The 9,356-nt window shown below is 57.8% G+C and carries 9 protein-coding genes; 7 read left to right on the top strand and 2 right to left on the bottom strand.

Annotated features, from left to right (window positions below; all coding sequences use genetic code 11):
- Position 1: 1 nt before the first annotated feature.
- The gene (locus AC1RJ3_RS25610; protein WP_162491275.1) at positions 2 to 2,365 is read right to left on the bottom strand and encodes a DNA polymerase II; all 2,364 of its coding nucleotides are present in this window, start codon (positions 2,363 to 2,365) and stop codon (positions 2 to 4) included.
- Between the two features lie 603 nt (positions 2,366 to 2,968).
- Between AC1RJ3_RS25610 and AC1RJ3_RS25615 the strand changes: the two genes are divergently transcribed.
- The 6 genes from AC1RJ3_RS25615 (at position 2,969) to AC1RJ3_RS25640 (ending at position 7,604) form a co-directional block, all read left to right on the top strand.
- Positions 2,969 to 3,298: a hypothetical protein gene (locus tag AC1RJ3_RS25615; protein WP_427534299.1), complete on the top strand. Its 330-nt coding sequence runs from the start codon at positions 2,969 to 2,971 to the stop codon at positions 3,296 to 3,298.
- Positions 3,299 to 3,511: 213 nt separating this feature from the next.
- The gene (locus AC1RJ3_RS25620) at positions 3,512 to 3,952 is read left to right on the top strand and encodes a CBS domain-containing protein (RefSeq protein WP_054598134.1); all 441 of its coding nucleotides are present in this window, start codon (positions 3,512 to 3,514) and stop codon (positions 3,950 to 3,952) included.
- A 202-nt stretch (positions 3,953 to 4,154) separates the two neighbouring features.
- Positions 4,155 to 4,751: a paraquat-inducible protein A gene (locus AC1RJ3_RS25625; protein WP_103320248.1), complete on the top strand. Its 597-nt coding sequence runs from the start codon at positions 4,155 to 4,157 to the stop codon at positions 4,749 to 4,751.
- On the top strand, positions 4,748 to 5,392 hold the full coding sequence (locus AC1RJ3_RS25630) for a paraquat-inducible protein A (protein ID WP_054598136.1): 645 nt from the start codon (positions 4,748 to 4,750) through the stop codon (positions 5,390 to 5,392). Before AC1RJ3_RS25625 ends, AC1RJ3_RS25630 begins: the two co-directional genes overlap by 4 nt.
- Positions 5,373 to 7,028 (top strand): PqiB family protein, encoded by a 1,656-nt coding sequence (locus tag AC1RJ3_RS25635; protein WP_493081221.1) that lies wholly within the window; start codon positions 5,373 to 5,375, stop codon positions 7,026 to 7,028. The genes AC1RJ3_RS25630 and AC1RJ3_RS25635 overlap by 20 nt, the downstream gene beginning before the upstream one ends.
- A gap of 15 nt (positions 7,029 to 7,043) precedes the next feature.
- Positions 7,044 to 7,604, top strand: coding sequence for a PqiC family protein (locus tag AC1RJ3_RS25640; RefSeq protein WP_493081223.1), 561 nt, complete (start codon positions 7,044 to 7,046; stop codon positions 7,602 to 7,604).
- 18 nt (positions 7,605 to 7,622) lie between these two features.
- On the opposite strand, the gene AC1RJ3_RS25645 is transcribed toward AC1RJ3_RS25640, so the two are convergent.
- On the bottom strand, positions 7,623 to 8,672 hold the full coding sequence (locus tag AC1RJ3_RS25645; protein ID WP_054598139.1) for a hypothetical protein: 1,050 nt from the start codon (positions 8,670 to 8,672) through the stop codon (positions 7,623 to 7,625).
- 217 nt (positions 8,673 to 8,889) lie between these two features.
- On the opposite strand from AC1RJ3_RS25645, the gene AC1RJ3_RS25650 reads away from it, so the two are divergent.
- Positions 8,890 to 9,264 carry a DUF2784 domain-containing protein gene (locus tag AC1RJ3_RS25650; RefSeq protein ID WP_493081225.1) on the top strand — a complete coding sequence of 125 codons (375 nt, stop codon included), beginning with the start codon at positions 8,890 to 8,892 and terminating at the stop codon, positions 9,262 to 9,264.
- Positions 9,265 to 9,356 lie beyond the last annotated feature (92 nt).

Consider the following 9,356-nt stretch of genomic DNA (forward strand, 5'->3'; position numbering starts at 1 on the left):
CTTAGAACAAGCCCAATTGCCCGCCAATCAGCGTGCTGAAATCATCATCGACAAACGGCAGTATCGCGTCGGCCACCGGCTGCAGCTGGCGGCTGACGTAATGGTCGTAGTCAATCGGCGCGCTGCGGGTTTCCAGCGGTTCGGGTCCCGCCACCGTGATCATGTAACTGATCCAGCCGCCGCGCTGATACTGCAGTGGCCGGCCCAGTCGATCGTTGTATTCGTCGGCCAGGCGTGCGGCCCGCACATGGGGCGGTACGTTGCGTTGATAGTCGTCCAATGGCCGGCGCAGACGCTTGCGGTAGATCAGCAAGTCATCATGCTCACCGGCCAGCGTCGCCCGGACAAACTCGCGAACGTAATCCTGATAAGGCCGACGGTGAAAGATCCGCAGGTAGAGCTCCTGCTGAAATTGCCGGGCCAGCGGCGACCAGTCGGTGCGCACGGTTTCCAGGCCTTTGTAGACCATTTCGTCAGTGCCGTCGGCGCGCGTCACCAGCCCGGCATAGCGCTTCTTGCTGCCCTCTTCTGCGCCGCGAATGGTCGGCATCAGAAACCGTCGAAAGTGCGTTTCGAATTGCAGTTCGAGCACGCTGTGCAAACCGAACTCCTGCAGCAAATGCTCGCGCCACCATTGGTTGACGTATTCGACCAGAGACCGGCCGATCTGCGCCGCCTCTTCCTGACCATGAGCACGCCGCAGCCAGACGAAAGTCGAGTCGGTGTCGCCATAAATCACCACGTGCCCTTGCGCCTCGATCAGCTGGCGAGTCCTGAGCATGATCTCATGCCCGCGCAAGGTGATCGATGACGCCAGGCGCGTATCGAAAAACCGGCAGCCACTGGAGCCGAGCACGCCATAGAAGGCGTTCATGATGATTTTCAGCGCCTGGGAAAGCGGTGCATTGTGCTCGCGCTTGGCAACTTCCCGGCCTTGCGATACACGGGCGACAATCGCTGGCAGGCAGTGCCGCGTCCGCGAGAAACGTGCACCACGGAAACCCGGCACCGACTCGCTGTCGTCGGGGTGGCGCAAGCCCTCCACCAGCCCCACCGGGTCGATCAAAAAGGTCCGGATGATCGACGGGTACAGGCTCTTGTAGTCGAGCACCAACACCGATTCGTACAACCCCGGTTGCGAGTCCATGACAAACCCGCCGGGACTGGCCTGCGGAGGACGCTCGCCGAGGTTCGGCGCGACAAAGCCCTGACGGTGCATCAACGGCATGTAGAGGTGAGTGAACGCGGCAACCGAACCGCCGCTGCGATCGGCCGGTAAACCGGTGACGCTGGCGCGCTCGAGCAAGAAGGTCAGCAGTTCGGTCTTGTGGAATATCCGCGTGACCAGCTCGCAATCCTTGAGGTTGTAGCGCGCCAGCGCGGGCTTGTCCTCGGCGAACATGCGGTTGATTTCGTCCATGCGCTGGTACGGATTGTCGATCGACTTACCTTCGCCGAGCAGCGTCTGCGCGACGTTCTCCAGACTGAACGAGGGGAAACTCCAGGTCGCCGAGCGCAGTGACTCGATGCCATCGATGATCAGTCGGCCTGCCGCTGCGGCAAAGAAGTGATTGTTGCCCGAACCGTGTTCGCGCCACTGCATCTCCTCGCCACCGCGCCCCAGGCGCAACGGTACGGCCAGCCGCCGGGCATGCTCGTGCAGCACGCGCAGGTCGAATTGCACCAGGTTCCAGCCGATGATTGCATCGGGGTCGTGGAGCGCAAACCACTCGTTGAGTTTTTTCAGCAACAGGGTTCGTGAGTCGCAGTACTCAAGCGCAAAGTCCACCAACGAGTCATCGCCATTTGGCGCCCCGAGCATGTAGACCTGACGCTGACCACAGCCTTCCAGTGCAATCGAATACAGCTCGCCCTGCTCGGTGGTTTCGATATCCAGCGAAACCAGCTTCAGCCGTGGGCGATAGCCAGGCGCAGGCTTGAGATGAGCGTCGAGCAGTGTGCCTGAGTCGTCCGCCGTTCCCGTGAACGATACCGGCGCGGTGATGAAGCGCTCCATCAGGTAGCGTTCCGGCGGACGAATATCCGCCTCAAACACATCGACACCGGCCCTGCGCAACAGCGTATCGAGGTGCATCAACTGGCGGTGCTGCTGGCAATACAGCCCGAACACCGGCCGATGCTGAAAATCCTGCAACCCCAGCGGGCGAAGCTCGACACCCTGCTCGCCGCGCAACAGCAACTCGGCCCGCTCGCGCTGCTGCTCGGGAATGAACGCCACCGACGGCTGAACCGGCAGCCGGACAAGCCTTGGGCCTTGATCGGTCGCCAACCAGAACTCGACTTGCGTGCCGGCCGGGGTATCGCGCCAATGCCGGGTCAAGACGAAGCCCTGCTGTAAATCCACCACTGCAACCTCGAAGACTATTTCACAGGGTGATTCTACGCGTCATCGGTGCTCACGGCTGCCTTTGCGTTTGCCGGGCAAGTGATTGTAGGACAAGGCTCTAGGCCGACCCTGCGGGCGCCATAGCGTTTTATGTAGTGATTTAAAATATTCACTACAAAACCGTTGACGAGTTGTTTTTCCCCTTGCATGATGCGGACGTCTCCCCGATCGGGAGCATTGGCAAAAGTGTTGTGAAAAAGCTCGACTGACCGCCGAGCTGCTCCCGGATGTGTACTGCCCACAAGGCAGATTGATGAAGCTGACCCAGCATGAGCGTCCAGTACAAGGACGAGAAACGCTGGCGATCAATCCTCAAGATGCTTGTGGCCGAGCTGAATAATGTCGGTAACAACGTCCAGGTAATCGCTGTTTCTCCCCGCTGTGCCGTACGTGCGTAGCAGTTTCTCGGCAAGACTACATGCATCCTGCTCAAGGCCCTGCCGATATTCGGCAGACACCCACTGTCGCCCTGGTTTCGGTACCAGATATCAACTTACCGATGCAGAGAAGTGAATTAGCGAACCAACTAGACAGATCAAACACTGGTCAAGGGGCTTACAAATGAATCTGAACAATCAACCGACTATTGATGAACTGGCTCGGATGTTCGCAGCACACAAAGACAGCCATGACAGCCATATCCTTTGGATTGCCGAGTCTGGCCAGGTGCATATCGACTGCCTGTCGCCCCACGCTCATGAAGATGAGTTCGAAAAGAACAAGCATGACTTGCGTGCCCGATTGAAGATGTACCGTCGCGGCCAGGGTTATGTTGGCAAGAAAGCTGCCGCCGACAAAGACTTTGTCGGGCGTGTTCTTGAGACGCTGAATCAGGCGTGGAAGAGTGCACAGGGCCAGTCCGGTGTGTGCGTGATCGATCGCTACTGCTAAGCGAGCGTGCCACGACGCTGATAGCCCGCCCGGGCTATCAGCGACTGCCAACAGCGAAACCGCACTGCCTATAGCGCAAACTCCCTTCAATGACGTTTTTAGAACCCCTGAATGCCGCTTTGCCCTCTTGCTCTGTTGGCCTGCGTCTATGATTCTGTATAAGCGTCAACGCGCTTGGCGACGCCTGATAAATACAACACTGGAGAGGCCCTCATGAAGACCGTCGCGCAACTGCTCAAGTTAAAGGCCGAACAGAACCAGCAGGTTCATACCATCAACTCGCATCAGATGGTGCTCGAAGCCCTGATGGTCATGGCCGCAAAAAACGTCGGTGCATTGCCGGTACTCAAAGACGGTCGAATAGTTGGCGTGATCAGTGAGCGCGACTATGCGCGCAAACTGGTGCTCAAAGGTCGCTCTTCGGTCGGCACGCCCGTCAGCGACATTATGAACTCGCCAGTGATCACGGTGGACTCCCATCAATCCGTGCAAACCTGCATGAATATCATGACCGACAAGCACCTGCGTCATTTGCCGGTGGTGGAAAACGGTCAACTGCTGGGTTTGCTGTCCATCGGCGACCTCGTCAAGGAAGCCATTGCCGAGCAGGCCGAGCTGATCCAGCAACTGGAGCAGTACATCCGCGGCGAATAACTTCTCTCGCCCATCAACCCAAACCACTGACTGCGCGCTCTCGGTCCTCAAGAACTCGCAGTTGTTGGTTGTGACAGCCACAAGCTACCAGCGCTTGCCACCCCGTCTTGCCTCAGTCTCGTACATTGGATTTGCTCTATCGCGAGGGGCTTCTATATTCATTTAACGGCCTGTAGCTTCCGACTTCCCCTGAGCGCGAACCATGACCAGGACTGATCATTTGATCATCTGTGAACATTGCGATTGCGTGTATGAAAAAGTGGCGCTCGCCAAACATCAAACTGCCCTGTGCACGCGTTGTGGCGGGGTACTTCAGCGCTACAACGGATTGTCAGTGGAGCAACGCCTGGCCTTGAGCCTGACGGCCGCCGTGCTGTGGATTTTTGCCAACTTCTATCCGGTGATGAGCATCAGCCTCAAAGGCCTGAAAAATAGCGCCACTTTATGGGACTCGGTGCTGGCGCTCAGCCAGGGGCCGATCACCTTCATGGCCATGGTCGCGGCCATCGCCATGATCATCGCCCCCATCATTCAACTGCTGTTGCTGGTCTGGGTGTTGAGTTTTGCCCTGGCGGCCAGGCGCTCACCGGCATTCAGGCTGTGCATGCGCTGGCTGGAAACGCTAAGGCCCTGGAGCATGCTTGAGGTTTGCCTACTGGGGGCGCTGGTCTCGGTGTTCAAACTTGCAGGTCTGCTTGATGTGCTACCGGGCATCGGCCTGTTTGCCCTCTCGGTGCTGAGCTTGCTGCTGATCCGGATTGCCGGCCGCGATGTTCGCGACCTGTGGGACACCCTATGAACACAGCACCTGAAGCCCGCGATCTCAACCTTTGCCTGTGCCACAGCTGCGGCAATGCCTGTGACATGACCGACCACCCACACGAGTGCGAGCGCTGTGGCGCCCCCTTGCATGCCCGCAAAGCCAACTCATTGACCCGAACCTGGGCCTACCTGCTGGCCTCAATGGTGTTTTACATCCCGGCCAATCTGTTGCCGGTGATGAACACCAGCATGTTGGGCAGCGACTCTGAAAGCACCATCATCGGCGGCGTGCTGGAGTTCTGGGAGCATGGTGCCTGGGACATTGCGCTGATCATTTTCATCGCCAGTATTGCGGTGCCGGGCATCAAGTTCGTGGCCCTCTCGCTGCTGCTGATCACGGTACAACGCGGCAGCCTCTGGGCTCGCAAAGAGCGTTCAAAACTCTACCGTTTTGTCGAGCTGATCGGCTACTGGTCGATGCTCGATGTAATTGTCGTCGCACTGGTAGCGGCGCTGGTGAAGTTCCAGGCGCTGGGCGATATCGAACCCCGCCAGGGGATACTGTTCTTTGGTCTGGTGGTGGTGTTCACCATGCTCTCGGCAATGAGTTTTGACCCGCGCCTGATTTGGGAAAACCGAAAATCCAAGGAGGTCATGGATGGAGTCGCAAGCCGCTGAGGGACAGCCAGTCCCCGGCCATGCCAACATCAAGACCCGTCGCTGGAGTATTTCGCTGGTATGGATCGTGCCGATCGTCGCAGTGCTGGTCGGGGTGTCCCTGGTGGTGCACAACATACTGCAACAAGGTCCAACCATCATTCTCAACTTCAAGACTGGCGAAGGTCTCATCGCCAACAAGACCGAGGTCAAATACCGCAACGTGGTGATCGGCCATGTCTCCGAGGTCGAATTGAGCGATGACCAGAAGAGCGTCAACGCCACGGTGAAACTCGTCAAACAGGCGGAATCCTTCACCCGCGAAGACTCGAAGTTCTGGGTCGTGCGGCCACGCATTGGTGCCGGCGGCGTGTCTGGATTTGACACGTTGCTCTCGGGCGCCTTTGTCGGTGCCGACGCCGGTCGCGCCGATGCCCGCGCCAAAACCTTCATAGGTCTTGAAGCCCCGCTCCCCCTCACCTTTGGTGAACCGGGCAAGCATTTCATGTTGCACACCCAGGATCTCGGCTCACTGGAAATTGGCTCTCCTGTTTACTTCCGCAAAATCCCGGTGGGGCAAGTGGTCGCCTATACCCTGGATTCCGAGGGCAAGGGGGTGGACATCCAGGTCTTCGTCAAGGCGCCGAACGATGTCTACGTCACTGAAAACACTCGTTTCTGGAACGTCAGCGGTATCGCCATCGATGTGGGCGCCAATGGCTTTGCGTTCAAAACCGAGTCACTGTCAGCCTTGCTGGTGGGCGGCATTACCTTTCGTGCTCCAGACTACAGTCCCAACGACCAACCGGCGGCCGAAAACAGGAGCTTCGAGCTGTTCGACAATCAACAGACCGCCCTTGCCCCACCCAACGGCAAGGCGCAATTCCTGTCGCTGCGTTTCAATCAGGCGTTGCGCGGCTTGAAGGTGGATGCCCCCGTGGAATTCCAGGGACTGGATATCGGCAAGGTGGTCGCGATCAATCTGGACTACGATGAGAAGGCCCACAGTTTCCCCATCAACGTGGGCATCGTGATCTATCCGCAACGTCTGGGCCAGGCCCATATCAAAATGCTGAAGGCCCTGAACTACAACCCCGACGACGAACAGGCGGTTAATCGACTCATGGACAGCTTTGTCGAAAACGGCCTGCGCGCCCAGGCCCGCAGTGGCAATTTGTTGACCGGACAGCTGTACATTGCACTGGATTTCTTCCCTAAAGCCGAAAAAGTTGCCTTCGACCCCAACGCCCGGCCAATGCGGATACCCACTGTTCCTGCGAGCCTCGAGCAGTTGCAAGAGCAGTTTCAGGCAGTGATCGAAAAGATCAACAAACTGCCGATCGAGCGCATCGCCAATAACCTTGATGACAACCTGACAGAACTGCGCAAAAGCCTTAAACAAGTCAACAGCACGACGCTACCAAGTGTACAGAACACCTTGCAGGACTTGAGTAAAACCCTGCAATCGGCCAGTTCGACCCTCGCCGAAGGCTCGCCACAACGTGAGCAATTGAGTGGAACCCTGGACGAACTCGGACGCGCATCACGCTCGCTGCGTGAATTGTCAGACTACCTGACTCGTCATCCTGAATCCCTGTTGCGCGGGCGCCCCAAAGGTGCCCCGACACAAGACCTGCAGCCGTCTTCGAGCAACTGACCCAGGAGCAAGCCCGTGCCTTTATCGCTGAAAGTTTCGTTGCTCAGCCTGGTGGTGTTGCTCGTCGCATGCCGCAGTGATCCGATTCATTACCATACCCTGATCCCGGCCCAGTTGGCCGCAGGCGCGCGTGGCGGCGCAGATATCCAGATTGAACGGGTCACCGTGCCGCCTCAGGTCGACCGCCCGCAAATCGTCATTCGTCAGGGCAACAGCGGCCTGGCAATTCTGGAAACCGAATGGTGGGGGGCCAGCCTGTCCGACGAGTTGAAAAGTGCCTTGCTCAATCAACTGTCTGGCACGACATCTCAGCGCGATGTCTCGCTGCGGGTCGATGTGCAGCGTTTTGATTCTGTCCCCGGTCAGTACGCACTCGTCGATGTGAAATGGCGCCTGAGGACTTCGGGAGCCGATGCAAATAGCGCACCGCTGACCTGCCGCACAACGTTGCAAACACCGGCGGGATCGACCGTTGATGATCTGGTGGTGGCTCATCAAAATAACGTAAAACGACTGGCCGGCCTGATCAGCAAAATGGCCAGCGCGCCCCTCAATGGATGTCCACCTGTTGAGTAGCAGAGGTAGGCTATTTTCCTACTGAAGAGCCTGACCGCCTTGCAGAGGAGACTCCAGCGGTGCAGGTTCGGGCACGAGCGGCAGGTTTTTGGCGAGACTGCCTTCTATCTGCCCCGAAATGTAGTAGACCCCCGCCATTACCCCATTGGCCTCGTTTTCTATCAACCCAAGCCACGCTTTGTCGAACGCGTCGCCCAGGCTTTTGCGTAGCTGCGCTTCCGTCTCCGGCCGATCATGCTCGTTCGAGACAGCACCAACACTCGCCGACACCACAGAAATTACTGCCCCCGCTACTCGGCCAACTGCCGCGGCAACAGCACCGGCGGCACTGCGCGTGGCAATCTCGGCTTCGAGTTTTTCGCCGGCTCGCTTGGCCACCGACGATATACCGGCGTCCGATAACCCGGCTCCCGCGCCGCTGTTAGCGCTGCGAACCCGTTCGATCAAGGCCTGATAGGCTGGCAGTTTGGTAACCGGTTCAGCATGAGCAATTTGATAGAGCGAAGCGTTGCGTGCGGGCGGAGGTGCCAGCGCAATTGCCGGAATGTCGTTGAGTCGACGGTCGAATTGATCTTGAGGTGCGCTGTAGTGCTGCTGGATCTCCACGAGATGCGCGTCGAGGGTCTGTAAATACAGAGCAATTGCGTCAACCATGATCGCGTTGGGATCGGTGACCTTGGCGACGGGGTCCAGCACGCGTTCATGGTATTGCTCCTGTAGATAGACCGTTAGCCGGTTTACCACTGGATCGACCTCTCCTCCGCTGCTCATCTTGTACCAGCCCACCTTCGCAGACAGCCATTGCTGGGTCCAATAGTTGGTAAACCATGGGATGAAGTCTGTTTCAGTACGCTGGTAGACCAGCTCTCTCCAGCGCTCCATGGCGCTGCGTGTGTAACGCTTGACTACGCCTTTGGAGGCCAACGATGCGGTGTCTATGTCTTGATCAATCTGCTGCCAGGTCGCTTCCGAGATTACAACCGGCGCAGTCGGCTCGGAGGCACGATGTACTGTGGCACATCCTGCCAACACCACTAACAAGACAACGTGCAGGAAACGCAGATTCAAGATCGCAGTCCCCTAGAAATGACACGGCAGCGCTAACCTTTACGCTGTCCGAACGGAACGAGCAGCATTTCCAGCCATGGTATTTTGAGTATAGGTGGCGAGAGACAGGACAAAAAATCACCGCGTGAACGTGTGGTTTTGGTGAAGGCGAGCAGCCTTACTTCAACAAAACCGCATATTCGGCGGCTATGGAAAACAATCAGAGGACGGAGTCGTCATGCTTTACCGAATAGCCGCCGACGGGCTGGTACTGTTTCATCTAATGTTCATTCTGTTCGTGCTTTTCGGCGGACTGTTAACGCTCAAATGGCGGCACTTGATCTGGTGGCACGTGCCGGCAGCCGTGTGGGGCGTGGTCGTCGAAGTCTTTCAATTGACCTGCCCACTGACCCGTTGGGAAAACCTCTGGCGCCAATCTGCCGGACAGGACGGTTACAGTGACAGTTTCATCGAGCACTATGTGTGGCCGTTGATATACCCGGCGGGACTGACACCGGCGATACAGCTAGGGCTGGGCTGCCTGGTGCTTCTCATCAACGTGATTGTCTATGTGCATCTGGCCAGGCAGTGGAAGCTGGCGCGGGCAACCTAGTCAGGTTGTCCGGGCACTTTCTCGCAGGCAAAACAAAACCCCAACTGCTTTCGCAATTGGGGTTTCGGAATTTAATCTTGACGATGACCTAC

This window comes from Pseudomonas sp. GW822-FHT04C11 (assembly GCF_058800905.1).

Coding starts and splice junctions, on each gene's coding strand:
- AC1RJ3_RS25650 (WP_493081225.1), top strand. CDS start 8,890: ATGCTTTACCGAATAGCCGCCGACGGGCTGGTACTGTTTCATCTAATG.
- AC1RJ3_RS25625 (WP_103320248.1), top strand. CDS start 4,155: ATGACCAGGACTGATCATTTGATCATCTGTGAACATTGCGATTGCGTG.
- AC1RJ3_RS25635 (WP_493081221.1), top strand. CDS start 5,373: ATGGAGTCGCAAGCCGCTGAGGGACAGCCAGTCCCCGGCCATGCCAAC.
- AC1RJ3_RS25630 (WP_054598136.1), top strand. CDS start 4,748: ATGAACACAGCACCTGAAGCCCGCGATCTCAACCTTTGCCTGTGCCAC.
- AC1RJ3_RS25620 (WP_054598134.1), top strand. CDS start 3,512: ATGAAGACCGTCGCGCAACTGCTCAAGTTAAAGGCCGAACAGAACCAG.
- AC1RJ3_RS25615 (WP_427534299.1), top strand. CDS start 2,969: ATGAATCTGAACAATCAACCGACTATTGATGAACTGGCTCGGATGTTC.